This window comes from Oleiagrimonas soli (assembly GCF_000761445.1).
Classification (GTDB): domain Bacteria; phylum Pseudomonadota; class Gammaproteobacteria; order Xanthomonadales; family Rhodanobacteraceae; genus Oleiagrimonas; species Oleiagrimonas soli.
In genome coordinates this window covers 121,283-144,210 of the sequence record NZ_KN196471.1, presented here as the reverse complement: position 1 = coordinate 144,210, position 22,928 = coordinate 121,283, and the positions used below count along the sequence as shown (strand labels likewise).

The 22,928-nt window shown below is 68.7% G+C and carries 22 protein-coding genes; 13 read left to right on the top strand and 9 right to left on the bottom strand.

All coding sequences use genetic code 11. From position 1 onward, the window contains the following. Positions 1-170 precede the first annotated feature (170 nt). The 3 genes from LF63_RS14425 to LF63_RS14415 form a co-directional block, all read right to left on the bottom strand. Complete coding sequence (locus LF63_RS14425; protein WP_043104264.1) at positions 171-692, bottom strand: DUF3016 domain-containing protein; 522 nt, start codon at positions 690-692, stop codon at positions 171-173. 168 nt (positions 693-860) lie between these two features. Continuing rightward, positions 861-2,585 (bottom strand): AsmA family protein, encoded by a 1,725-nt coding sequence (locus LF63_RS14420; protein ID WP_052395322.1) that lies wholly within the window; start codon positions 2,583-2,585, stop codon positions 861-863. 148 nt (positions 2,586-2,733) lie between these two features. Beyond that, positions 2,734-3,696, bottom strand: coding sequence for a hypothetical protein (locus LF63_RS14415; protein ID WP_043104258.1), 963 nt, complete (start codon positions 3,694-3,696; stop codon positions 2,734-2,736). A gap of 987 nt (positions 3,697-4,683) precedes the next feature. Here LF63_RS14415 and LF63_RS15365 point away from each other — a divergent pair. Next, positions 4,684-5,229, top strand: a complete 546-nt coding sequence (locus tag LF63_RS15365; protein ID WP_152569388.1) for an energy transducer TonB family protein — start codon at positions 4,684-4,686, stop codon at positions 5,227-5,229. On the opposite strand, the gene LF63_RS14405 is transcribed toward LF63_RS15365, so the two are convergent. Then, the gene (locus LF63_RS14405; protein ID WP_052395319.1) at positions 5,220-5,651 is read right to left on the bottom strand and encodes a GtrA family protein; all 432 of its coding nucleotides are present in this window, start codon (positions 5,649-5,651) and stop codon (positions 5,220-5,222) included. The genes LF63_RS15365 and LF63_RS14405 overlap by 10 nt on opposite strands. Positions 5,652-5,808: 157 nt before the next feature. Between LF63_RS14405 and asnB the strand changes: the two genes are divergently transcribed. The 3 genes from asnB (at position 5,809) to glmU (ending at position 9,633) form a co-directional block, all read left to right on the top strand. Then, entirely contained in the window at positions 5,809-7,494 is a 1,686-nt protein-coding gene (asnB, locus tag LF63_RS14400) for an asparagine synthase B (protein WP_043104257.1), read from the top strand. 238 nt (positions 7,495-7,732) lie between these two features. Then, entirely contained in the window at positions 7,733-8,020 is a 288-nt protein-coding gene (locus LF63_RS14395) for a hypothetical protein (protein WP_043104255.1), read from the top strand. A gap of 239 nt (positions 8,021-8,259) precedes the next feature. Further along, a complete protein-coding gene (gene glmU, locus LF63_RS14390; RefSeq protein ID WP_043104252.1) occupies positions 8,260-9,633 on the top strand; it encodes a bifunctional UDP-N-acetylglucosamine diphosphorylase/glucosamine-1-phosphate N-acetyltransferase GlmU in 1,374 nt (457 codons plus the stop codon). A gap of 258 nt (positions 9,634-9,891) precedes the next feature. Here the strand turns inward: glmU and LF63_RS14385 are convergent, their stop codons facing one another. Beyond that, a complete protein-coding gene (locus tag LF63_RS14385) occupies positions 9,892-10,884 on the bottom strand; it encodes a chorismate transformation FkbO/Hyg5 family protein (protein ID WP_043104250.1) in 993 nt (330 codons plus the stop codon). 122 nt (positions 10,885-11,006) lie between these two features. On the opposite strand from LF63_RS14385, the gene LF63_RS14380 reads away from it, so the two are divergent. The 8 genes from LF63_RS14380 to fabG are packed head-to-tail and all read left to right on the top strand — an operon-like array spanning position 11,007 to position 17,409. Further along, on the top strand, positions 11,007-11,279 hold the full coding sequence (locus LF63_RS14380) for a phosphopantetheine-binding protein (protein WP_043104247.1): 273 nt from the start codon (positions 11,007-11,009) through the stop codon (positions 11,277-11,279). Between the two features lie 15 nt (positions 11,280-11,294). Continuing rightward, positions 11,295-11,972, top strand: coding sequence for a COG4648 family protein (locus LF63_RS14375; RefSeq protein ID WP_052395315.1), 678 nt, complete (start codon positions 11,295-11,297; stop codon positions 11,970-11,972). After that, positions 11,969-12,280 carry an ApeI family dehydratase gene (locus LF63_RS14370; protein ID WP_052395312.1) on the top strand — a complete coding sequence of 104 codons (312 nt, stop codon included), beginning with the start codon at positions 11,969-11,971 and terminating at the stop codon, positions 12,278-12,280. The genes LF63_RS14375 and LF63_RS14370 overlap by 4 nt, the downstream gene beginning before the upstream one ends. Continuing rightward, positions 12,277-13,236 carry a lysophospholipid acyltransferase family protein gene (locus LF63_RS14365; protein ID WP_043104246.1) on the top strand — a complete coding sequence of 320 codons (960 nt, stop codon included), beginning with the start codon at positions 12,277-12,279 and terminating at the stop codon, positions 13,234-13,236. Before LF63_RS14370 ends, LF63_RS14365 begins: the two co-directional genes overlap by 4 nt. Then, complete coding sequence (locus tag LF63_RS14360) at positions 13,166-13,822, top strand: LolA-related protein (RefSeq protein ID WP_043104243.1); 657 nt, start codon at positions 13,166-13,168, stop codon at positions 13,820-13,822. Before LF63_RS14365 ends, LF63_RS14360 begins: the two co-directional genes overlap by 71 nt. After that, the gene (locus LF63_RS14355; RefSeq protein ID WP_043104240.1) at positions 13,812-16,199 is read left to right on the top strand and encodes an MMPL family transporter; all 2,388 of its coding nucleotides are present in this window, start codon (positions 13,812-13,814) and stop codon (positions 16,197-16,199) included. Before LF63_RS14360 ends, LF63_RS14355 begins: the two co-directional genes overlap by 11 nt. Then, entirely contained in the window at positions 16,183-16,617 is a 435-nt protein-coding gene (locus LF63_RS14350) for a hotdog family protein (RefSeq protein WP_043104237.1), read from the top strand. The genes LF63_RS14355 and LF63_RS14350 overlap by 17 nt, the downstream gene beginning before the upstream one ends. A gap of 54 nt (positions 16,618-16,671) precedes the next feature. Further along, positions 16,672-17,409 carry a 3-oxoacyl-ACP reductase FabG gene (gene fabG / locus LF63_RS14345; protein ID WP_043104236.1) on the top strand — a complete coding sequence of 246 codons (738 nt, stop codon included), beginning with the start codon at positions 16,672-16,674 and terminating at the stop codon, positions 17,407-17,409. Between the two features lie 9 nt (positions 17,410-17,418). On the opposite strand, the gene LF63_RS14340 is transcribed toward fabG, so the two are convergent. The 4 genes from LF63_RS14340 to LF63_RS14325 are packed head-to-tail and all read right to left on the bottom strand — an operon-like array spanning position 17,419 to position 21,843. Next, positions 17,419-19,002, bottom strand: a complete 1,584-nt coding sequence (locus LF63_RS14340; protein WP_043104235.1) for an NAD(P)/FAD-dependent oxidoreductase — start codon at positions 19,000-19,002, stop codon at positions 17,419-17,421. A 56-nt stretch (positions 19,003-19,058) separates the two neighbouring features. Beyond that, complete coding sequence (locus LF63_RS14335; protein WP_052395309.1) at positions 19,059-19,850, bottom strand: glycosyltransferase family 2 protein; 792 nt, start codon at positions 19,848-19,850, stop codon at positions 19,059-19,061. Continuing rightward, complete coding sequence (locus tag LF63_RS14330) at positions 19,847-20,653, bottom strand: beta-ketoacyl synthase chain length factor (RefSeq protein ID WP_043104233.1); 807 nt, start codon at positions 20,651-20,653, stop codon at positions 19,847-19,849. Before LF63_RS14330 ends, LF63_RS14335 begins: the two co-directional genes overlap by 4 nt. Continuing rightward, on the bottom strand, positions 20,650-21,843 hold the full coding sequence (locus tag LF63_RS14325) for a beta-ketoacyl-[acyl-carrier-protein] synthase family protein (protein ID WP_043104519.1): 1,194 nt from the start codon (positions 21,841-21,843) through the stop codon (positions 20,650-20,652). The genes LF63_RS14330 and LF63_RS14325 overlap by 4 nt, the downstream gene beginning before the upstream one ends. Before the next feature lie 154 nt (positions 21,844-21,997). Here LF63_RS14325 and LF63_RS14320 point away from each other — a divergent pair, with 154 nt between their 5' ends. Continuing rightward, positions 21,998-22,693, top strand: a complete 696-nt coding sequence (locus tag LF63_RS14320) for a YdcF family protein (RefSeq protein ID WP_043104230.1) — start codon at positions 21,998-22,000, stop codon at positions 22,691-22,693. Positions 22,694-22,928 lie beyond the last annotated feature (235 nt).

The window sequence follows — 22,928 nt, the reverse complement described above, 5'->3', positions numbered from 1 at the left end:
CTCTCCATGCGGTGAAGCATCGAGCATGACCGTGCATTGTTGAGCGCATGTGACGCGGCTCGGCGCCGTTTGGCGGTGCGCGCCGAAACATGCGACACGTCGCGGAAATGCATCGCCGCGACGGGCGCAGCGAGGCGGTTGGGTGATGGGCTGTCAGACACCGTGATGCGTCAGAGCGCACTCTCGCCGCGGCGCAGCCAGCGGTCGATCAGCGCCTTCTCGTAGCGCAGGTTGTCGGTGTCGGTCGGGCTGACGCTGCTCATGAAATTGGGCGAAGTCAGCGTACGCTTGCCCTCGCGCAGCACGGCGCCCTGGGCGTCGCGGAGCGTGAAATGCAGGTCGATGCGTGGCGGGTAGGTGCGGCGGATGACGCGGATCCAGGTCCCGGCGGCGCCCATGCGCGGTTCGTAGGAACCGGCGCGCTTGATGTCGGTGATGACGATCGACAGCCGTTGACCGGGTTGCAGCATCCGCGCGGCACGCTGTTCGATGTAGCGCTTCAGCGGCTGCAGATAGTCGTCCGCACCGAGCCGTTCGGATGGGGGCGTGATGCGGGCTTCGCTGAAGTGCGCCGGGTCGTCGTAGCGAACCTGCACGGCGGGTCCGCCGGTGTCGGTCTGCGCCAGCGCAGCGGGCGCGGGCAGCGCGAAGGCGAGGGTCATCAGAAGGAGGGCGAGAACGGAACGAGTCATGGCGATACCTCGCGCGAGGATGCATGGCGACCGGATCCAACGAGGCGACGGGGCCTGCGCATCCAGTATAGACCCGGCGTGCGGCAGAGCGCACGGGAAGCCTGTGCCGAAAGGATCGCGCGAACACGGACTTGGAGCGCGCCGATCCCGAGCGTGCGGCCGGCAGGCTTATTTGCCGGTGCCGCTCTTGTTCTTGTCCAGCGCACCGCGCAGCAGGTTGCCCAGCACGTCCTTGGTACTTTGCGTCTTCTGCGACGAGGTGCTCTGCGTCGAGTTCGCGTCGGTTGCGCTTTTCGCGCCGAGCCCGGAGCGCAGCAGCCCCGCGACCGCGCTCGGGTCGAGGCGGAAGGACGGATCGCTGGCGGTACCGCCGACATGTACGCCGATGCCGTTCTGGCTGCTGCCGCCGAGCAGTCCGCCGAGCACGCGGCCGGCCTTGGACTGACTCAGCAATTTGCCCGACGCCGCGTTCTTGGTCAGGTCCGCGTTGAGCTTCACCAGCATGTCGAAATCGAGCGCGCCGCTGGCGGCCATGCGACCCTTGCCGGCGATGTCGCCTAGGCCCTGGATCACGGCCTTGGCCGGATCGGCGCGGATACCGGACGGCGCGATGGTCAGGCTGGCTTCGGCATGCTGGATCACGGTGTCGCTGGGGGCTTGGATGCCGGCCAGGGAGAGCGCGCCGCCAAGCTTCTGACCGAGGCTGAAACCGGCCAGCCGCGTGTTGTCGGCGCTGACCGGGCCGCTGATGACCAGCGCATCGAGCGGTCCGCGCGCGTGCAGGTTGACGTTGAGCGTGCCGCCGCTGAGGCGCGAGTTCTTCGGCAGCACGACGCCGAAGGCCGGCAGCAGCGGTTGCAGATCGTCGATGGGCAGCTTGCTGCCGCGCATGGTCAGGTCCAGTTGCATGACCTTGCCGCGGCTGTCGAAGCGACCGCTGAGCGCCAGCGTCGCCTTGCCGCTGCCGAGCGTGGTGTCGGTGATGGCGCCAGTGCTGGCGCTCAGGTTGTAGTCGGCCTGGTAGTCGACGCGGACCGGCTGCGGCGCGGGTGACCCGGAGGCGACCAGCTGCAGTTTGTGCGCGTCGATGCGCCCCTTGGAATGCAGCACGCCCTTGCTGGAAGCGATCTGCGTATCGAGATCCAGCACGCCGCCGACGCCGTCGTGCGCGCTCATCAGTCCGGCGCCGACCAGGTCGAGGTGCTTCATGACCAGGTGCGCCTTGAGCGGCGTCAGCGCGGCGTTGCCGGCGCGCCAGGGGCCGAGGTCGCCGTCCAGCTGCAACGAGCCGCCGCCGGCGATGTCGGCGCGCATCGAGAACGGGAACGCGGCGTCGGTGGCGATGCGGTCGGCGCTGAGCTGCACGTGGCTGTAGGTGCGCGAGCCGCCGGCCGCGCGGGTCAGTTCGATGCTGCCGTCGCGGATGCGCAGGCTGTCCACGCGCAGGGCGGGCACGGCGTCGCCGCCGGTCTGCGTCGCGGCGGGCGTAGCGGCTTTCGCATCGCCGACGCCGATGCTGGCGAAATTCCAGCGGCCGGCGCGGTTCTCGCGCAGGTGCACGTAGGGGCGGTCCAGGGTCAGCGTGGTGACGTGCAGCTCGCGATGCACGATCAGCGGCCACAGCCGCACGCCGACGGCCAGCGATTTGGCGCTGACGAAGGGCTGCTTGCCGAAGGCGGGGTCGTCGCCGATGGTGATGTCGTCGGCGTCGAGCGACCCCGACAGCACCGACACGTGCAGCTTGCCAAGCGTGACCGGACGGCCCAGCGCCTCGCTCAGCGAAGCCTGGATCTGCGGGCGGAAGCGGTTGGCGTCGACCAGTAGCAGCGCGCCCGCGGCGAGCACCACGATGCCGAGCACGACGGCGACGAGAACGATCAGCAGGCGTTTCATGGGCGTCTCCGGCGAGCGCGGCTACGAGTGCGGATACGAACCTCATGCTAGTCCGCGTCGATGAAAGAATCGAGTCGCCCGCCGGACGCATAGCGAAAGGCCCCGCGAACGGGGCCTTTCGGTGAAACGGGTGGCTGCGGGTTTCGCTTTACTGCGGCGCCGGCAACTTCTGCAGGGTCTGGTCGAGCAGCTGCCAGTAGTTGCTGGTGTAGGGCACCATTTCCTCGGCGTAGTACCACCAGAATACGCCGCCCACGTAGCGCGGGTTCTGGATGGTGCCGATCAGGTCGTAGTACGTGGTCAGCAGGTTCGACTGGATCGACCACGCGGCGCCTTTCTGCGATGTGCCCATTTCGCCGAAGCCGAGCTTGGCGTTCGGGAAGATGCTGCCGAGGGTGCCGAAGTCGGTCTCCCAGGACGGATGCAGATTCGGGCAGTCCTTGTACGGGTAGTAGCTGAAGAAGGCGTAGTCGGCCTGGTTGCGCACGGTGGCGGACAGATAGGTGGTCGGCCAGGTGTGCCAGTCGTCGACCGGCTTCTCCCAGCAGTTCGTGCCCTTGCCGTCGTCGTTGTAGTACAGGGTGATGGCGGTTTTGCCGCCGGCGTTCTTCACGATGGTGTTGGCGGCGTCGACCATCTGCCCGATCTGGGCTTCCTCGGCGTCGACGGTGGCGTTGCTGCCGTTGGGATTGGCGCGCAGCCATTCGCCGTTGATCTCGTTGGCGATTTCCCACACGTCGACGACATCGCCGAGTTCGCCGACCAGCTCCTGCGTGCGCGCCTTGTAGGTGGCCAGGTCGGTGGGGAAGTAGTACGAGTCCATCACTTCGCCCATGACGTAGGCGACCTTGTGCAGCTTGACCAGCTTGGCGCGGTAGTCGGAGGCGGCGGTGCCCATGTCGAACACCACGCGCACGGTGGGCTTGTAGGGCAGGTTCTTGAGCGAGGCGAGGGTCTTGCGGAAATGCGACATGGTGTCGAGCGTGACGCCGTAGATCGGCGTCTTCAGCGGCACCGGTTGGGCGGAGGCGGAAGACAGTCCGCACAGGGCGTAGAGCGCAAGGGCGGCGAGGAAGGGAAGCAGGGTCTTGCGGGGTACTGCGAATGACATGATCGATAGACCTTCGATAGTTCGGTGGGCGATCCTGGCCCGAAGTTCTGGAACCGGACGGTGCGCGACGGCGAGTCGCGGGCCGAACGGGGTCGTCGGCGTCGCTTGCGGGCGACGTCGTGGGCTTGGATGTGCCTTTCCGGGCACGCGGTGAAAGATCGTCCGTACGAAGATCCCGGCCGGTGCGCACCGGAACAGGGATCGCGCCTTCACGCGGCGGTCAGCGCAGCAGATAGCGCGGCATAGGTCGTTCGGCCGAGAATCGCGTGTGCGTTTCCCCAACCGGGCCGCCCCCTCCCTCATGCGTGACGCGGCTCCGAATCGTCAGAAAAATCAATACTCTGACGCTGCACTGACCCCGCCACTATCCCAGATGCAAAGTTAGCGAATCATGAATTTCGCGTCAGAATCATGCATTTGGACTAGGCCATACGATATAGATGACGTGACCGACGACGCAGTTCGCGGGCGGTGGGCGGACAGGATGGGATTCGGAAGGGGGCGCGACGCATGCGCATCGAACGTTTGACGGCACGACCGTTGGGCGCTGTCGTTGCTAGCAGGGTGGTATCACGCGATCTGGGGCCTCGATCGGGCGCAGCGAGGAAGACGAGCGCACGCGATGGGCCGAATGTTTGGGTGACACGGGGCTGCCCTTCGTGCTGGTGGCGGTGCGAGGCGAAACCTTGCTCGGTGGACTGCAGGTGCGATGTCGAGAGCCCGTGGAACCGTCGTCATTGAACCATGGGCTGAGCGGCGTGTACGTGACGTCGGAGGCGCGCGGCGAGGAGATCGCGGCGCCAGGCCGTGGCAACGGCGCGCGCGGAGGGCGTGCAGGCGTTGCACCTGCAGACGCGCGCCCGGATGGCGGCGTTATGCGAGGCTCAGCTGGGTGTTCGTCGAGTGTGCGTAAGGTGCGCATGGCTGGGTTTGAATCATGAAACGGGAGTGCAGATGACATACCGATACACGTTCGACGAAGAGCGCATGCGTCGTATGCGCGGGTATGGCGCCCTAGCATGCGTGCTGATGCTCGCGGCCTGCAGCGTGGCGCCGGTGCGCAAGCCGCCGCCGAAGACCGACGTCAGCTACGAGGCGGTGGCCGACAAGCACCTCAAGCACTATCACCTGGAGCCGGCGCAAACGCCGCAGATGCCCGCGCAGTATCCCGACAATCCCGCGCCGGTCTACCCACCGGCGCTGGTATCGCAGGGCATGCCGCCGGTAGACGTGACGGCGCTGCTGATCGTCGATGCACAGGGGCGCGTCACGGCGGTCCGCATCGACGCCGAGGCGACCGACGACGCCACCCGCAAGGCTTTCGACGACGCGGTACGCACGGCGGCGCTGCAGTGGCGCTTCATTCCGTTGCGCATCGCCACCTGGGAAACCGACGCGCAGGGCAACGAGCACCGCGTGCGCGCCGATCCCAAGCCGTTCAGCCAGATCTACCGGTTCCATTTCGAGGTACAGGACGGCCAACCGGTGGTGCGCGCTGGCGCGCCGGTTGCGTCGTCGTCGGGTCAGCGATAGACCCAGTGTCGACAGCTGAAGAAGCTGATCGCGGCGAGCACGGCTTCGATCAGCGGCTTCAGCAGCCAGGCGCCGGACAGGCCGCCGTGGTCGGCGATGACGTCGAGCGACAGTGTGCTGAGCGTGGTCAGGATCGACCACAGGACCAGGAAGCGCATCAGTTGCGGCAGCGGATGGCGGCCGCCGCCGTCGAAGGTGAGGCGGCGGTTGGCCCAGAAGCCCAGGCAGGCGCCGGCGGCGCGCCCGGCGACGTTGGCGGCGGGCAGCGGCAGGCCGGCGGCGCTGAGGGCGATCATCACGCCCCAGTCCAGCAACAGTTGCAGTCCGCCGACGGCGGTGAAGCCCGCGCCCTGGCGCAGCAGACGCGCCGGCCGTGCGCGACGGTCGGCGACTTCGGAGACTGCGTGACTCCGCTCGGACATGCGCTTGAGCCTACGCGCGCGAAGGTGTCTGAGCCGTGAATCCAGCGCCCGCCGTGTCGATGGGTTCGGCCGAATGGACGGCACGGCATCTGACCAAAGTTCATATCCACGGCACGGACGTGCATGCGAGCATGGCCGTTCGCGAGGGAGAACCGTCATGTGTGGTTTTGTAGCCGTACTGGATCCGTCCGGCGATGTCAGCGCGTTGCGTCCGGCGTTGCTGGAACAGGCGCGCAGTCTGCGTCACCGTGGACCCGACTGGAGCGGGGTCTACGCCGACACGCACGCCATCCTGGCGCACGAGCGTCTGGCCATTGTCGACCTGATCCATGGCGCACAGCCGCTGCTGTCCAGCGACGGGCAGCAGGTGCTGGCGGTCAACGGCGAGATCTACAACCACCGTGCGCTGCGCACGGAATTTCCCGAGTACGCCTTCCGCACCGATTCGGACTGCGAGGTGATCCTGCCGCTGTACCGTGCGCACGGCGCGGGCTTTGTCGGTCGCCTGCAAGGCATGTTCGCGTTCGTGCTGTGGGATCGCGCGCGCAGTCGCTGGCTGATCGCGCGCGATCCCATCGGCATCGTTCCGCTGTACGTCGGCCATGACGCCCGTGGCCGGCTCTACGTGGCCTCGGAGATGAAGGCGCTGAGCGAGGTCTGTGTCAGCGTCGACGTCTTTCCGCCGGGCTGCGTGCAGACCTCGGACATGGAGGCGCCGCAGCGCTACTACCGACCGACCTGGCGCGACTACGAGGCGGTCGAGAACGGGCCGAGCAACGCGCCCGCGCTGCGCGCCGCGCTGGAGCGCTCCGTACACGGCCACATGATGAGCGACGTGCCCTACGGCGTGTTGCTGTCGGGCGGTCTGGATTCCTCGTTGATCGCCGCGATCACCGCGCGCTACGCCGCGCGCCGCACCGAGGACGACGACCGCAGCGCCGCCTGGTGGCCGCGGCTGCACACGTTCTCCATCGGCCTGGACGGCTCGCCCGACCTGGCCGCCGCGCGCACCGTGGCCGAGGCCATCGACAGCGTGCACCACGAATTCCACTTCACCGTGCAGGAAGGTCTGGACGCGCTGTCCGACGTCATCCGCCACATCGAGACCTACGACGTCACCACCATCCGCGCGTCCACCCCGATGTACCTGTTGGCGCGGCGCATCCGTGCGATGGGCATCAAGATGGTGCTGTCGGGCGAGGGTGCGGACGAGCTGTTCGGCGGTTACCTGTATTTCCACATGGCGCCGAACGACCGCGAGTTCCACGAGGAACTGGTGCGCAAGCTCGACGCGCTGCACCAGTACGACTGCCTGCGCGCGAACAAGGCGATGGCGGCCTGGGGCGTGGAGGCGCGGGTGCCGTTCCTGGACCGGGATTTCCTCGACGTCGCGATGCAGACAGCGCCATCGGCCAAGCGCCCGGCAGACGGGCGCATCGAGAAGCACATCCTGCGCGAGGCCGGTCGGGGATTGCTGCCGGACAGCATCCTGTGGCGGCAGAAGGAGCAGTTCTCCGATGGCGTCGGCTACGGCTGGATCGATGCGCTGAAGGACTACGCCGCCGCCCAGGTCAGCGATGCGCAGATGCTGCTGGCGCCGCAGCGCTTCGCGGTGAATCCGCCGGAGACCAAGGAAGCCTATTACTACCGCGTGCTGTTCGAGCAGCACTATCCCGGCGACGTCGCGGCGCGCACGGTGCCGGGCGGTCCCAGCATCGCCTGTTCCACGCCGACGGCCTATCGCTGGTCGCAGGCTTTCGCGGGCAACGCCGACCCGTCCGGCCGTGCCATCGCGAATGTGCATCACGCAGCGGTCGACCGCGCGTCTGTGCGAGAGGGTTGATCCGGCGGAGGTCGCGTACGCATGAGGTGCCAAGCCTTTCCATGCATCCCTACACAGATTGCGGATGGCCTGCACAGAGCACGGAGGCTACTGGCGTAAGTTGAACCCATGTCGCGGACCGTCCACGCTATGCTTGACAGAAAATCCTCATGGAGAGTAGGTTCAAGGGGCCCAAATTTTTGGGTAAAGGTGCCTTAAGGTATCTAAGCAACATCACCACGGAATGGAGAAAAGGATTATGAAGAAGACCGGATGGATCGCTAGTCTCGGCTTTGCCGGTGCGCTCGCCATTGGATTCATCGTGGCCGGTTTCTCGACCACGGCCTACGCCATGCAAACCTGCGACAGTTGTAATTGGCAGTATCAGCAATGTGTGGCTGCCGGTGGCAGTTCGGCTTCATGCTGGACGTGTAACAACCCCACCTGCATCCCCCCGCTTTCGCTGAAGGACAAGCACGCGGCGAAGAACACGCGAGGCGCGCTTGACGCGAAGCACCTTCGTCCGCAGTCGTCAGTGCAGAAATAAGTCGTCGCACATACAGTGATTGCGCACCATAAAAAGGCCGCCATCAGGCGGCCTTTTTATGGTGCTTTCTGTGGCCTCCGGTCTGCGCTCGTGATTCGGAACGGGAACAGCCGTGGGGCTTGAGGCGAGCGCGACGGCTTCGAAAGGTGGCTGTTCGGTTACCGGAAGAAACCAGTTAAGTAGGCAAGTCGGCTGCATTTGCGGCAAAGTGGCGCACGAATTTCGAGGAATCTGCATCCATGACCGCACCGCTCCATGTCATCGTGCTTGCCGCCGGCGAGGGCAAGCGCATGAAGTCCTCCACCGCCAAGGTGCTGCTGCCGCTGGCCGGGCGGCCGATGCTGGCGCACGTGCTGGACGCGGCGCAGTCGCTGGGTCCGGCGTGCGTGCATGTGGTGTACGGTCATCGCGGCGATCAGGTGCGCGCGGCGTTCGCCGGACGCGAGGGGTTGGCCTGGGTCGAGCAGGCCGAGCAGCTGGGTACCGGTCATGCCGTGCGCCTGGCGATGGATGGTGTGCTCGACGCGGCGCGCGTGCTGGTGCTGTACGGCGACGTGCCGCTGCTGCGCGCCGATTCGCTGCGCGCGCTGGCCGAGGCCGAAGCGCCGCTGGCGGTGATGGCGGCCGAACAGGTCGATCCGACCGGCTACGGACGCGTGCTGCTGGACGCCGGACAGCGCGTCGCCGCGATCGTCGAGGAAAAGGACGCCACGGCGGAACAGCGTGCGGTGCGTCTGACCAACACCGGCATCATCGCCGCCGACGCCAAGCCCCTGCGCGACTGGGTCGCGCAACTGGGCAACGCCAACGCGCAGGGCGAGTACTACCTGACCGACGTCTTCGCCCTGGCCGCGGCCGCCGACGCCCCGGCGCAGTGCGTGCGCCTGGATGACGCCCGCGAGGCTGCTGGCGCCAACAATCCGTGGCAGCTGGCCGAATTGGAGGCGTTGTATCGTCAGCGCCGCGCGCGCGAGCTGGCCGAGGCCGGCGTGCGCATCGCCGACCCGGCGCGCTTCGACGCCCGCGGCACGGTCACGGCCGGACGCGACGTCGAGATCGACGTCGACGTGATTCTGGAAGGCGACGTGAAACTAGGCGACGGCGTGCGCATCGGTCCGTTCTGCCGACTGCGCGACGTCGAGCTGGCCGCCGGTACCGAAGTGCGCGCGCACTGCGATCTGGAAGGCGCCGTCACCGAGGGAGCCTGCACCATCGGCCCGTTCGCGCGGCTGCGGCCGGGCGCGCGGTTGGCGGAGGGCGCGCACGTGGGCAACTTCGTGGAGATGAAGAAGGCGCACCTGGGGCGAGGCAGCAAGGCCAATCACCTGACTTATCTGGGCGACGCCGAGATCGGCGCGGGCGTGAACATCGGCGCCGGCACCATCACCTGCAACTACGATGGCGTGAACAAGCACCTCACGCGTATCGGCGACGGCGCGTTCATCGGCTCCAACGCGGCGCTGGTGGCGCCGGTGACGGTCGGCGCGCAGGCGACCATCGGCGCCGGCTCGGTCATCAGCGGCGAGGCGCCGGAAGGTCAGCTCACCGTGGCGCGCGCGCGGCAGGTCACGCTGAAGGGCTGGAAGCGGCCGGTGAAGCGCGAGGACGGCTAGTCCTGCTGCTCCCGCAGACGGCGGGAGCGTGGACGTCTGTCATCGCTTTCGTGTGAACGGAGGCGGTCGGGTCATGCGCGGGAGTGACGAGGGCGTCGCAGGGTGATTCGCTGCGCGTATCCCTCCAGGGTCGGCCTCCGGTTGTCCCGCGCGCTTCGCGCTTGTCTGGCTTTCGCCAGGATGGCGGTGGAGTAAGGCTTTTTCGACTTCGACTTCGACTTCGACTTCGACTCCGAACCCGAACCCGCGATCAGGCGATCAGGCGAAGCGCCAGCCGTCGATCTCGACCAGCAGCTCGCGGCGGCAGACGTCGCCGAGCAGCAGCAGGCGCGGCGCATCGGGCACGTGTTCGGCGAGGAAGGCCTCCACGGTGGGCGCATCCTCGGCGTGACGCACGTAGACCTTGAGCGGATCGCCGTCGTCGAAGCGTTCCGGCAAGGCGCTGCTGCGCAGCAGTGCGCGCAGGTTGGTCAGCGTCTCGTGCAGCTGCGCTTGGAGATCGCCGTGGTGCTGCGACTCGTGGCCGGTGATGGACGCGGTGCCGGAGATCGCCAGCGAGGCGTCGCCGCGCAGGCGCATGGCGCGGGCGAAGCTGGGCGGCGTCGGGCCGTACTGACGCGGGTAGCGCCAGGCGCTCATCTGGCGCGGGTTCTCGATGCGCTCGCCCGGCTGCTCGGCGGCCAGGCAGTAGACTTGCAGCAGCGGCGCATCGAGACGGTGGCCGATGGCGGTGGCCGCGGGGAAACCGTCGCGGAAGAAGTCGCGCATGCCGTCCAGGCGGCCGGCGCAGAACTGCTTGTAGCGCTCGGCGTCGCCTTCGCCGTCGTTGATGTGCGCCAGGTAGTTCCACAGTCGTTGCACGTGGCGCTGCGGACGTCGCTCCAGAAACGCGCACAACTGCGCGTAGGACTCCCGCGCCGCGCCTTCCGGGCCGCCGTGTTCGCGTTCGTCCAGGGTCAGCGCGGCGAACAGCCAGCCGCCGCCGCTGGACCACTGCAGGGCGCCTTCGCGGCCGTGCTCGACGGTGGCCTCGACCTGCCAGTGCTCCAGCGGCGCCGGATGCGCCGAGGGCGTGCGCAGCGGTACGCGCAGCCGGCGCGGGTCGTCGGCGTGCGCGGCGCTGCCGTCGAAGTCGAACACGGCCAGCGTGCCGGGTGCCTGCAGCAAGGTCTGCGCCGTGTCGGTCGGGGCATAACGGACCCGCGGGCGGACATCGGCGGTGGCGCGGAACGACGAGCTTGCTTGGTTCATGCAGGGTCCTTCGGAGCCGGGCCGGCGGGCGGCATTTCCAGCGGTCGGCAAAGTGTCCTATGGTACACTCCGCGCCCGCTGCACCGGGAGCGGGCGGCATCGTGGGGGAGTGGGAACCGAGCATGAGCAAGCAAACCGAGGCCGAGCACGAGCTGGCCCAACTGATCGTCGAAAACCTCAATCTCGAAGACGTCGAGGCCGCGGAGATGGACCCGGAGGCGCCCCTGTTCGGCGGCGATCTGGGCCTCGACTCTATCGACGCGCTGGAAATCGCCCTGGCCGTGTCCAAGCACTACGGCTTCCAGCTGCGTTCGGACAATCCCGACAACAAGCAGATTTTCGCCAGTCTGCGCGCGCTCTCGGCCCATATCGAGCAGCATCGCCCGAACGCCTGACGGCACGGATCGGCCGTGTCCTCCGCCCAATCCGGTCTTTCCCGCAGCCTGTTTCCCCTGCTGCTGCTCGTCTATGCCGCGCTGGTGTTCATCGGCGCGTTGGGTGGGGGCGCGTGGGCTTATCGCGCGGCGGTGCCGGTACTGACTCTGGCGCTGGCGGCGATGCTGCCGTTGCGGCGTGCGCCGGTGCTGGCGCTGTGGATCGCGCTGGCGGCGCTGATGTTGTGGCTGGACTGGAGCGGACGCGCGCACTGGGTGCTGAATCTGGTGCCGATTCTGATCACGGCGGGCCTTGGCTGGCTGTTCGGTCGCACGCTCGGTCACGGACGCGAACCGCTGGTCACGCGTGTGGTGCGCGCGGTGGAAGGCGACGAGCGTGTGCAGAACCCGCGCGTGGCGCGCTACACGCGGCAAGTCACCTGGTACTGGACCGCGTTGATGGCGCTGCAATGCCTGTTATTGCTGCTGTGCTGGGTGCAGATCGCCGTCGGCGGTCCGCTGCAATCGCTGGCGCGCACCTGGCTGCACGTGGGCGGTTACGCGCTGCCGATCCTGGCGATGCTGGCCGAATATCTGGTGCGCCGCTGGCGTTTCCGCGACCTGCCGCATCCGCGTCCGCACGAATTCATGCAGCGGCTGGTGCGGCACTGGCCTCGCATCGTGCGCGACGCTCACGATACGGTAGGCCGATGAACGATCACACCGCCTCCACGCCGTTCACGCACACGTTCCGCATCGGTGCGGACCATCCGGCGCTGCCCGGACATTTCCCCGGGCGTCCGCTGGTGCCGGGCGTGGTGCTGCTGGACGAACTGGCGGCCCTGCTGCAGCGCGAGCGCGGCTGGCGACTGGCGCGCATCGTCGACGCCAAGTTCGTGGCGCCGCTGTGGCCGGATCGTACGGCCGAACTGCGGGTGCACGGCGAGCCGCCGCGACTGCGCTTCGAGATACTCGGCGAAGGCGGCGTGCTGGCGCGCGGCCGCGTGGAGGTGGCCGCATGAGCGCGCACTGGCGGCACCGCCCCGAAGGCGGCGGCCTGTTCGCGCTGTGGTTGATCCGCACCATCGCGCTGCGTTGCGGTCGGCCGGTGGCGCGGGTCGTGCTGTATCCGGTCACGCTGTATTTCTTCCTGCGTCGCCGTCCCGAGCGGCGTTCCTCGCGTCAGTTTCTACAGCGCGTGCTGGGGCGTCCGGCGACGCTGCGCGAGGTGTTTCGGCATCTGCATGCGTTCGCCGCCATCACGCTGGACCGGGTGTTCATGCTGGCGCGCGGCGAGCGCGGTTTCGCCGTGCAGGTGGAGGGGCTCGAACGCCTGCACGAAGCGCTGGACGAAGGGCGCGGCGCGGTCCTGATCGGCTCGCACCACGGCAGTTTCGAGGCCTTGCGCATGCTTTCGCAGCGCTACCCGCAGGTGCCGCTGCGGGTGGTGCTGAACAAGCAGCAGACGCCGGCGATGACCGCGCTGCTGGAAGCGCTGGCGCCGGATATCGGCGAGCGCGTGATCGATGGCGCGCAGGACCCGGCGTCGGTGGTGCTGGCGCTGGGCGAGGCGGTCCGCGAGGGCCACATGGTGGCGCTGCTGGCCGACCGCGGACGGCCGGACGAGGCCATGCTGAAGGTGCCGTTTTTCGGCGAGCCGGCGCCGTTCCCGCTGGGACCGTGGCTGCTGGCGGTCAGTCTGCGCGTTCCGGTGGTGTTGTGCTTCGGGCTGTACCTTGGGGGCAATCGCTATAAGCTGGTGTTCGAATCGTTCGCCGACACCGCGATGTTGCCGCGCCGGGGCCGCCGCGAAGCAGTGCAGGCCTACGTGCAGGCCTACGCGGCGCGGCTGGAGGCCCTGGCGCGTGCGTATCCCTACAACTGGTTCAACTTCTATGATTTCTGGCATGACACTCCGCGGGTTGCTGGGACTGATGCTGGCGCTGGCGTCGGCGACGACGTGGGCGCGCGGGCCTGAGACCACGGTCGCCAAGGACGACGCCCTGGCGCCGATCACCCGGCTCGCGCAGCCGCCGCCGACGCAGGTGGCCTTTGCCGAAGCACGTTTCTCGGCGCTGCTGAGCCGCCCGCTGGTGGTGTCCGGACAGCTGTCGTGGGAAGGCGGCGACCGTCTGCAGCGGCATGTGGACATGCCCTACGTGGAAACCACGCGCATCGTCGACGGCGAAGTCAGCATGCACCGCGCCGGTCGCGGCACGCGGCATTTCTCGCTGGACCGCGCGCCGCCGCTGAAGGCGCTGCTGGACAGTCTGGTCGCGGTGCTGTCGGGCGATCGGGCGCGCTTGTCGAAGGCGTTCACGCCGCGGCTGGACCAGGAGGGCGACGGCCAGGGCTGGACCCTGACCCTGAAGCCGAAGTCGCCGCAGCTGGCGCGCAGCCTCTCGCACATCCGGCTCGACGGCGACCGGCAGGGCCTGCGCTGCATGCTCATCACCGAAGCCAACGGCACGCTCAGTGTCGACCTGCTCGGTCCGCTGGCCGCGCGCATGCCGGCGCAGCCGACGCGCGCCAACCTGACGGCGCTGTGCCGACATGCCGACTAGTCCGGTGCGCGTGCGCGCCGCGCTGCTGATCGGCTGGCTGCTGGTGCTGGCGCTGCTCGGGCTGTACGTGGCGCGCACGCTGCGCGTCGGCACCGATCTGCGCAGCTTCATGCCGCCGCCGGCCACGGCCGATCAGCGGTTGCTGATGGATCAGATCGGCAGCGGTCCCGGTTCGCGCCTATTGTTGGTCGCGCTGGATGGCGCGCCGCCGGCGAAGCTGGCCGATCTCAGCCACGGTCTGGCCGCTGCGCTGAAGCAGGACTCGCGCTTCACCCAGGTGCTCAACGGCGACTTCCAGCCCGACAGTCTGCCGTCGGCGCTGCTGCCGTACCGCTACCTGTTGTCGACCACGCTCGACACCCACCGTCTGGACGCGGCCTACTTGCACGATCAGCTGCAGCAGCGGCTGGAGGACCTGGCCTCGCCGGCCGGCGGCATGCTGGAAACCTGGCTGCCGCGCGATCCGACTCTGGAAGTGCTGAAACTGGCGCAGCGCTGGTCGCCGCCGCATGCGCCCGAAGTCCGCGACGGCGTGTGGATCGACCCGCAGGGCGAGGCGCTGCTGCTGGTGCAGACGCGCGCCGCCGGCTTCGATCCCGGCGCGCAGCAGGACGCCATCGCAGCCCTGCGCAAGGCCTTCGACGACCTGCCGCAGCGCGGCGCGGCGACGCTGACGCTGAGCGGGCCGGGCTACTTCAGCGTGGTCATCAATCGGCAGACCCGGCATCAGGCCGACTGGATCGGCTACATCTCGACGGTCGGCTTCATCCTGCTGCTGCTGCTGGCGTACCGCAGTCCGAGCGCGCTGCTGCTCGGCGCGCTGCCGATCGCCAGCGGCGCGCTGGTCGGATTGGCCGCGCTGGTCACCGCCTACGCGGAGGTGCACGGCATCACGCTGGCGTTCGGCTTCACGCTGCTGGGCGTGGCCCAGGAATATCCGATCCGCCTGCTCAGCCATCGACGCGCCGGGGCCTCCAACCTGCAGAGCGTGCGCGGGCTGTGGCCGTTACTGCTGACCGCCATCGCCTCGGCCTGCATCGCCTACCTGGCGTTCTACGCCTCGGGCGTGCCCGGCCTGCAGCAGTTGGCGGTGTTCACCATCTTCGGCCTGCTGGGCGCGGGTCTGACCACGCGCTACGCGCTGCCGCACGTGCTGCCGGAACGGTTCGTGGATGTGGCGCGCACGCCCGGCCTGGCGCGCTTCCGGCGTTTCCTCGACGACCTGCCGCGACCGCGCTGGATTCCGTTGCTGGTGACGGTGGCGGTGGCGGCGATGCTGTACTTCGCGCCGGGTTCGTTCTGGCAGAACAACCTCGCCAAGTTGACGCCGCTGCCGATGTCGATGCTGAAGACCGACGCCCGCCTGCGCGCCGAACTTGGCGCACCGGACGTGCGCTATCTGCTGGTGCTCGACGCACCCACGGCCGACGGCGTGCTGACGCTGTCGCAGGCGATGCAGCCCAAGCTGCAGGCGCTGGTGAAGCAGGGCGCGTTGGATGGCGTCGAGCTGCCTTCGCGCTACCTGCCGTCGCTGGCCGTGCAGCGCGAGCGGCAGGATCGGCTACCCGACCGGGCCGCGCTGGAGGCCGCGCTGAAGCGGGCCACGAACGGCATGCCGTTCCGCGAGGATGCCTTCGCGCCGTTCGTGCACGACGTGGAAACCGCGCGCGCCTTGCCGCTGCTGACGCCGGCGATGTTCGAGCGCTCGCCGTTGGGGCAGCGACTGGCGTCGATGCTGGTGCAGCGCGGAGCCGACCCGCGTGCGAAGCCGCAGCACGCCGGTGCGACGCCGACGAGGTCATGGGTCGGACTGGCCACGCTCAGCGGCGTGCACGATCCGGCGGCGCTGGCTGCGCTGTCGGCGCAGACCGGCGGCAAAGTGCATCTGCTGGACATCAAACAGGCTTCGGAATCGCTGGTCGCGGCGTACCGTTCGCGCATCCTCACCGCGCTCGGTGTGGCGTTGTTGTTGCTGGTGGTGACCGTCAGCGTGGCCCTGCGTAGCCTGCGTCGCGCCTGGCACGTGCTCGGTCCGATGACGCTGGCGACGTTCCTGGTGCTGGCGGTCGAGCGGGTGGCCGGCGTCGAGATTTCGCTGTTCCATCTGGTCGCGCTGATTCTCGCGGCCGGCCTCGGTCTGCACTACGCGCTGTTCTTCGAGCGCGAGACCGGCGACCCGGACGAACAGCGCCGCACGCTTCACGCCACGGTGGTCTGCGTGCTGTCGGCGCTGCTGGTGTTCGGCATGCTGGCGTGGTCGTCGATTCCGGTGCTGCGCGCCATCGGCCTCACCGTGAGCCTGGGCGTGGCCTTCCATTTCTGCCTGTCGATCCTGATGGCGCCGCACGCGGAACGCGACGATGCTGCCGAAAAGTGACTGGGCGCATCTGATCCCCCACGCGGGCGGCATGTGCCTGCTCGATGCGGTCGTGGACTGGGACGACACGCATATCTACGCCGTCAGCGAAGGGCACCGCGATGCGGCGCATCCGCTGCGCCGCGACGGCCGGCTGCATGCCGTGCATCTGGCCGAATACGGCGCGCAGGCCGCGGCGGTGCACGGCGCGCTGCGCGCTCGTGCCGCGGGCGCCGGCGCGCCGCGGCCGGGCGTGCTGGTGGCGCTGCGCGACGTGCGTTTCGAGCGTGATTACATCGACGACCTTTCTGGCGCGCTGGACGTGCACGCCGAGTGCCTGTACGCCGACGACAGCGGCACCCAGTACGCCTTCCGCATCGAGCACGACGGCACGCTGCTGGCGCAAGGACGCTGTGCCGTGATCCATGGCGACGGCTGAGCCTGCCGCGGCGCGCTTGCTAGACTTCGACTCTTTCGACCCGGAGCATGCGCTATGAAGGCTTCTCCCGAGACGCGCCGCGCGCTGGTCAGCGGCGGCAGCGGCGATATCGGCGCTGCCGTGTGCAAGGCGCTGGCGGCCGACGGCTGGCACGTCGTCGTGCACGCCAACACGCGCCTCGAACGCGCGCAGGCGGTGGCTGAAGCGATTCGCGATGAAGGCGGCAGCGCCGAGGCCGTGGCGTTCGATCTGGTCGATGCGCAGGCCAGCGCATCGGCGCTGGAAACCCTGCTGGCCTCCGGGCCGATCCATGCCGCGATCAGCAATGCCGGCGTGCACGACGACGCGCCGATGGCGGGCATGTCCGAGGCGCAGTGGACGCGCGTCATCGACGTCTCGCTGCACGGTTTCTTCCACCTCGTCCAGCCGCTGCTGCTGCCGATGGCGCGCGCGCGCTTCGGCCGCGTGGTGGCGATCGGTTCGGTGGCGGGTGTGCTCGGCAATCGCGGGCAGACCAACTACGCGGCGGCCAAAGCCGGCCTGCACGGCGCGGTGAAGTCGCTGGCGCGTGAGATGGCCTCGCGCGGCATCACCGCCAACGTGGTCGCGCCGGGCGTGATCGCCGGCCGCATGAGCGAGGCCTTGTTCGCGCCCGAGCAGATCAAGGCGATGGTGCCGGCCGGGCGTGTCGGCACGCCCGAGGACGTCGCCGCGCTGGTCGCGTTCCTGTGCTCGGCGCAGGCCGGTTACGTCAACGGGCAGGTGATCGGCGTCAACGGCGGCATGGGTTGAACGCGCGTATCAGGCGGCCGCGGCGAACAGCGGCGGTCGCCGGCGTCCCGACAGCGGCGCCTTGAGCCGCGGGTCGCTGCCGGTGGCCTGCAGCATGATGGCGTCGGCCAGCGCTTCCAGCAGATCGACGTGGCCGCGCAGGCGTTCGACCGTGGCGTCGCGGTCCAGCGCGTCGTGCAGGTGGCCGTTGAGATCAGCGAACCAGCGCAGTTCGTACTGATCGAGCATTGCGCGCGGGTTGCGGTTGGCGCTGGCGGCGTGCCAGCGCAGGAACAGGTCCTGCATGCGCAGGTTCAGCGCCTGCGCGCGCTCCAGGTCCGTGCGCACGCGGCCCAGCAGTTCCAGGTCGGTCAGGCCCTGCTGGAACACCAGCGGGCACAGCACGCCCCAGTAGTAGCTGTAGTCCCAGGTCACCTTCACCGGCAGCACTTCGGCGTCGCCGAGCAGCGCGTACTGCTGGCGGAACAGCGGCAGACTGTTGGCGTAGAACGACTGGTACAGCTGGTCGTACATGAAGGCGTGCGGGGCCAGGTTGCGGCCCGCGTGGTCGTGGCCGATCAACGCCGAGATGTAGGTGTTGCCGATGGCGATGAAGTCGCTGCCCGGCGAGTAGAACGGATCGAGGAACGCGCCGGCCTCGCCGGTCAGCGCCCAGCGGTCGGCCGAGAACAGCTGCGCGCAACCGTAGGAGTAGTCGCGCAGGAAGCTGAAATCCAGCAGCGCGTCGCGGCGCTCGGCCACCGCGCGCGCCAGCGCCGGTTGGCGTGCGCCGAGCCACTGCAGCATGCGGTCGAAGTCGCGCATCGATTCCAGCGGATGCATGCCGGCGTCGGCGACGATGCCGACCGAGTGCGCGCCGGAGGACAGCGGGATCAGCCACGACCAGTAGCCCGGACCGACCAGGTGGTTGGTCGAGCGCCAGCGCTCCGGCGGCGAGCAGCGGTCGCTCCAGTCGGCGTCGCTGCACCAGCCGTCGATCTCGATGCGGTCGTCGAGACGGAACCACACCGCGTTGCCGCGGTGACCGTTGTCGCGGGTCAGCTTGAAGTGGCGGCGCAGCAGACCGGCGCGACCGGAGGCATCCAGCAGCCAGCGCGCCTTCAGCGTGTGCTGGCTGGCGTCGTCGCGGTAGCGCACTTCGTGCAGCGCGCCGTGCTCGCCCATGCCCAGGCCGCTGATGGTGGCGCCATCGCGCACCTCGATGCCGCGGCGGCGCGCCTCGTCGGTGAGGAAGTTCTCCAGGATGCCGCGATCGAGCTGGTAGCTCGGCGTCGGCAGCACCTTGCTCACGCCCAGTTCGGTGACGTTCTCCAGGTCGTCGCGGCCGTCGGAGAAGAAGAAGCGGAAGCCGAACTTGCGGATGTGGTCGCGTTCCAGATGCTCGCGCAGGCCCAGCGTTTCGGCGAAGTAGTGCGCGCCGATCTCGACCGTGGATTCGCCGACCTTGTGCGCGGCGGCGGGCAGCGGATGGCGACGGCGTTCCAGCACCAGGATGTCGAGATCCGGATGATCGGCGCGCAGATGCAGCGCCAGCGTCAGACCGGCCAGACCGCCGCCGAGGATGACTGCGTCGTGCGTAGGGGTGTTCGCCATTGCGTTCCTGCCTCGCCGAAGCTTGCCCCGATGATGCCCGAAGCGCGTGGTTCGCGTCACCCGTGAGCGTCGGTTTCGTGCTCGGGGTCGTAGATCAGGGGTTGCTGATCGCGGATCTGGCGCAGGTGATCGCGCATCAGACCCGCGCGCAGGATGCGCCAGACCACGCGCGCGGTGATGCGCGAGAAATCCCGCACCGGCCGGAAGTGGCTCAGGCGCATGTCGCCCAGGTAACGCGATTCGATCGGCACCGAGGCCACGCGCACGCCGCGTTGCAGGGCCGCTTCGATCAGGATGTCGGTCTCGAAGGCGAAGCCGCCGCTCTTGATGTCGGCCAGTTCCAGCGCCGCGCGCGGGTAGTAGCGTTGGCCGCATTGCGTGTCGACCAGGCACTGACCGGCGGCCCAGGAAATGCCCCAGTCGGCGAAGTCGTTGGCGCGGCGGCGGTAGTTGGGCTGACGCTCGCGATGACGCAGCCGCGCGCCGCTGACGATATGGTTCGGGTAGCGCCGCGCGGCGGCGAGCAGGCGCGGAATGTCCTCGGCCACGTGCTGGCCGTCGCCGTCCATGCTGACCACGCCGTCATAGCCGTGCTTCAGCGCCGCGCGGAAGCCGGTGCGCAGGGCTTCGCCCTTGCCGCGCCGCTGCGGATGGCGGATCAGCGTTACCGGCAGCGCGGCCACGATGTTCGGCGTGCCGTCGTCGGAGCCGTCGTCGACCACCATCACCGGGTAGCCCAGCGCCAGCACCGATGCGATCACGCCGCGGATGGCGCGCGCCTCGTTCAGGCACGGGATCAGCACGCAGCAAGCGGGATCGGCGGATGCGGCGTCGGCGGTGGCCTTCATGCAAGGACGTCCGTTTCGATGTGCAACGTCAAGCCAGTGCCGGCGGCGACGCGCGTGCTGCCGGCGGTCGGTTGCGCCAGGGCCTCCAGCAGCGTCAGCGCCGCGCCGCAGGCGTTCTCGCGCGCCAGCCGGCGCAAGTGCGCGTTGGACGGCGGCTGTTGCGGATGACCGGAAGCGTGCAGTCGCAGTCGCAGCGCGGCGCGCGACTGTGGCGTGCGTTGCGGACTCAGCACCAGCGCGCAGGCGAACGGCGTGCGCGTGCTTAGCATTTCCACCAGCGGCCCCTGGCCAGGGGCGTCGAACGCGGCCAGCAGCACCGCTTCGGCATCGCTTGCGGCCAGCGTCGTGGCTTCCAGCAGACCGGCGCCGAAACTGGCGTCGCCGGCACAGATCGCATTGGAACTGCGATGGCAGCCGGTGGCGATGGTCCAGTAGCCGGCGGCGGCGTTGTGCACCGAGTTGTGAAAGCGCGTCGGCGACATTTCCAGCGGCGTCGTCGCCAGGGTCTCGCACATGTAGTCCATGATCACGGCATCGCCGTGCGCGGAGGCGAACACGCTGGGCAGTTCGGCGGCGTCACGGCCGCTCATCGCCACGGCCTGGGCGGCGGTCTCGACGGCCAGGCGCACGCTGTCCGGCGCGCGGCGGCGTTCGGCGGGCGGCAGCAGCCCGGCGGCCGGTCGCTTCGGCGCGTCCTCGGCGGTCGGCTGACCGGCGAGGTGCGCGCACAGGTGATCCCAGTTAGGCAGGCCCGGCGCCCATACGCCGATGCCTTCCACCCACACGTCCAGGTCGCCATTCATGCGATTCCTCCCGCATGAGTGAACGCCAGGCAGGCGTTGTTGCCGCCGAAGCCGAAGGAGTTGCTCAGCGCCACGCGCACGGCGCGCACCTCGGTTTCCAGCTGCAGGCGACCGGCGCACAGCGGATCGGGCGTGCTGCAGCCGAGGTTGCCGGGCAGCACCCCGCGCTCGATGGCGAGCAGGGCGATGCTGGCTTCCAGTGCGCCGGCCGCGCCCAGCGTGTGGCCGCTGTAGCCCTTGGTCGAGCTGCTGCGCGTGGTGTCGGGATACAGTCGCGCGATCAGCGCCGCCTCGACCTCGTCGTTCTTCTGCGTGGAGGTGCCGTGCAGGTTGATGTAGTCGACCTGCTCCGGTCGCAGTCCCGCCCGCGCCAGCGCATCGCGCATGGCCAGTTCGGCGCCGAGACCATCGGGATGCGGTGTGGACATGTGGTGTGCGTCGCTGGATTCGCCGTAGCCGGCCAGGCGCGGCGCCTCGGGCACGCGCTCGGCACGTTCCAGCAGGGCGAAGCCGGCGGCCTCGCCGATGGAGATGCCGTCGCGGTCCACATCGAACGGACGGCAGGCCTGCTGCGACACCAGCGCCAGCGAGTTGAAGCCGAACAGCACGCTGTCGCACAGCGAATCGACGCCGCCGACCACGGCCGCGTCGACCAGGCCGGCCTGCATCATGCGCGCGGCCATCGCATAGACCTTGGCGCTGGACGAACACGCGGTGGAAATCGTCAGGCATGGCCCGGACAGGTCGAGCGCGGTCTTCACGAAGGCGCTCAGCGAGTGCAGGCAATGGATCATCGGCCGGCGCACCTCGGCGGGCAGGCGGCCGTCCACGTCCAGATGGCGATAGCCCTGTTCGGTGCTGGCGATGCTGCCCGTGGACGTGCCCAGCAGCACGGCGACGCGGTCGCTGCCGTAGCGCGCGGCGGCGCGATGCACGGCCTTCGGGAAGTCGTCCTGCTGCAGTCCGGCCCAGGCCAGGCGGTTGTTGCGGCAGTCCCACTCGTTCAGGGTCGCCGGCAGCGCCGCGTCTTCCAGTCCGGCGACACGGCCGATCCAGCAGTCCAGCGGCGCGCTGCTGAAATCGTTGCGCACCAGTCCGCCGCGCATGCGGCGCAGCGCGTCCTCGTGGGCATCCAGACCGCGGCCGAGCGCGGAAGTGGCGGTGTGGGCGCTGACGGCCAGCGCAGGCATCGTGTCGGGCATCCGGTGCAGGGTAGCTTTTCCCGGCTGAATTTTCCCGTGCCGAGTGCCCGATCATGCACGGCGGTCTCGCGCACGCGGGAGCGACTTCGGCGCGGCCGAGGCATGCGGTAGGCTGCGCTTTTTCCCGGTGACCGAAAGCTTCATGAGCGATCCCCTGGCACCTCTACGACGCGGTCCGTGGCGCTACCTGCGCGATGCCGACGTGCTGCACTCCCTGTGTGTGACCCTGCTGGTGCTGGCGCTCAGCGGCGGGCTGGCATGGCTCGCCTACCTGATCCACGTCTGGCGCACCGCCGCGCGCAGCCCGCTGAAGCCGACCCGCGCGCGCGTGTTGCTGATCTTCGGTCGCAGGCTGGAAGGCGAGCGCCCGGAACAGGACTACATCCACCGCCTGCAGCGCGGCCTGACCCTGGCGCGCGAGGCCGATATCGAACGCGTGCTGCTGCTCGGCGGCAACAGCGGCAGCCGCATCACCGAAGCAAAAGCCGGCGCCGACTGGCTGCATGCCGCCGATTTTCCCGACCACGTGCCGATGGAACTGGAACAGGCGTCCACCGATTCCCTGGAAAACCTGCGCCACGCGCGCGAACTGCTCGGCCACGACGAACGTCCGCCGGTCGCCCTGGTCACCAGCCGCTATCACCTCGCCCGCTGCCTGCTGCTGGCCCGCCGCCTCGGCTTCGACGCCCAGCCCATCGCCGCGGAAGATCGCCTGCCCGGCCACGCGCGCTACCGCCTGCGCATGGTGCTGGAGTCGGGCTACCTGATGTGGATCGACATCGGCCTGCGCTGGGCGCATTTGATTGGGCATGAGCGGATGGCGGCGCGTATCCGGTGAGCTTCAATTTATGTGCTTGGGTTTTGGTTGATGATGGCTAGAGCCAAGATAAGTGAATCTAAGACAGCTTTAAACGGTTTTGCGTGAGTTTGCGATACCTCAGGCAGACATGTTGTCTGCCAAGAATGGTGATTTCGCTACTAAAGTTTAGGCGATCCGTCCTGGCTGGCGAGCTTATTTGGTACCCATCATCTCAATGTGGCGGTGAGTTCAAATTGCCGAATATGTATATCCT

Bases quoted from the DNA above. Each gene is read 5' to 3' on its own strand.
- LF63_RS14415 (WP_043104258.1), bottom strand. From the start codon at position 3,696: ATGTCATTCGCAGTACCCCGCAAGACCCTGCTTCCCTTCCTCGCCGCC.
- fabG (WP_043104236.1), top strand. From the start codon at position 16,672: ATGAAGGCTTCTCCCGAGACGCGCCGCGCGCTGGTCAGCGGCGGCAGC.
- LF63_RS14380 (WP_043104247.1), top strand. From the start codon at position 11,007: ATGAGCAAGCAAACCGAGGCCGAGCACGAGCTGGCCCAACTGATCGTC.
- LF63_RS14420 (WP_052395322.1), bottom strand. From the start codon at position 2,585: ATGAAACGCCTGCTGATCGTTCTCGTCGCCGTCGTGCTCGGCATCGTG.
- LF63_RS14325 (WP_043104519.1), bottom strand. From the start codon at position 21,843: ATGCCTGCGCTGGCCGTCAGCGCCCACACCGCCACTTCCGCGCTCGGC.
- LF63_RS14360 (WP_043104243.1), top strand. From the start codon at position 13,166: ATGACACTCCGCGGGTTGCTGGGACTGATGCTGGCGCTGGCGTCGGCG.
- asnB (WP_043104257.1), top strand. From the start codon at position 5,809: ATGTGTGGTTTTGTAGCCGTACTGGATCCGTCCGGCGATGTCAGCGCG.
- LF63_RS14385 (WP_043104250.1), bottom strand. From the start codon at position 10,884: ATGAACCAAGCAAGCTCGTCGTTCCGCGCCACCGCCGATGTCCGCCCG.
- LF63_RS14365 (WP_043104246.1), top strand. From the start codon at position 12,277: ATGAGCGCGCACTGGCGGCACCGCCCCGAAGGCGGCGGCCTGTTCGCG.
- LF63_RS14340 (WP_043104235.1), bottom strand. From the start codon at position 19,002: ATGGCGAACACCCCTACGCACGACGCAGTCATCCTCGGCGGCGGTCTG.
- LF63_RS14370 (WP_052395312.1), top strand. From the start codon at position 11,969: ATGAACGATCACACCGCCTCCACGCCGTTCACGCACACGTTCCGCATC.
- LF63_RS14335 (WP_052395309.1), bottom strand. From the start codon at position 19,850: ATGAAGGCCACCGCCGACGCCGCATCCGCCGATCCCGCTTGCTGCGTG.
- glmU (WP_043104252.1), top strand. From the start codon at position 8,260: ATGACCGCACCGCTCCATGTCATCGTGCTTGCCGCCGGCGAGGGCAAG.
- LF63_RS14395 (WP_043104255.1), top strand. From the start codon at position 7,733: ATGAAGAAGACCGGATGGATCGCTAGTCTCGGCTTTGCCGGTGCGCTC.
- LF63_RS14425 (WP_043104264.1), bottom strand. From the start codon at position 692: ATGACTCGTTCCGTTCTCGCCCTCCTTCTGATGACCCTCGCCTTCGCG.
- LF63_RS14355 (WP_043104240.1), top strand. From the start codon at position 13,812: ATGCCGACTAGTCCGGTGCGCGTGCGCGCCGCGCTGCTGATCGGCTGG.
- LF63_RS14405 (WP_052395319.1), bottom strand. From the start codon at position 5,651: ATGTCCGAGCGGAGTCACGCAGTCTCCGAAGTCGCCGACCGTCGCGCA.
- LF63_RS14320 (WP_043104230.1), top strand. From the start codon at position 21,998: ATGAGCGATCCCCTGGCACCTCTACGACGCGGTCCGTGGCGCTACCTG.
- LF63_RS14330 (WP_043104233.1), bottom strand. From the start codon at position 20,653: ATGAATGGCGACCTGGACGTGTGGGTGGAAGGCATCGGCGTATGGGCG.
- LF63_RS15365 (WP_152569388.1), top strand. From the start codon at position 4,684: ATGCGTCGTATGCGCGGGTATGGCGCCCTAGCATGCGTGCTGATGCTC.
- LF63_RS14350 (WP_043104237.1), top strand. From the start codon at position 16,183: ATGCTGCCGAAAAGTGACTGGGCGCATCTGATCCCCCACGCGGGCGGC.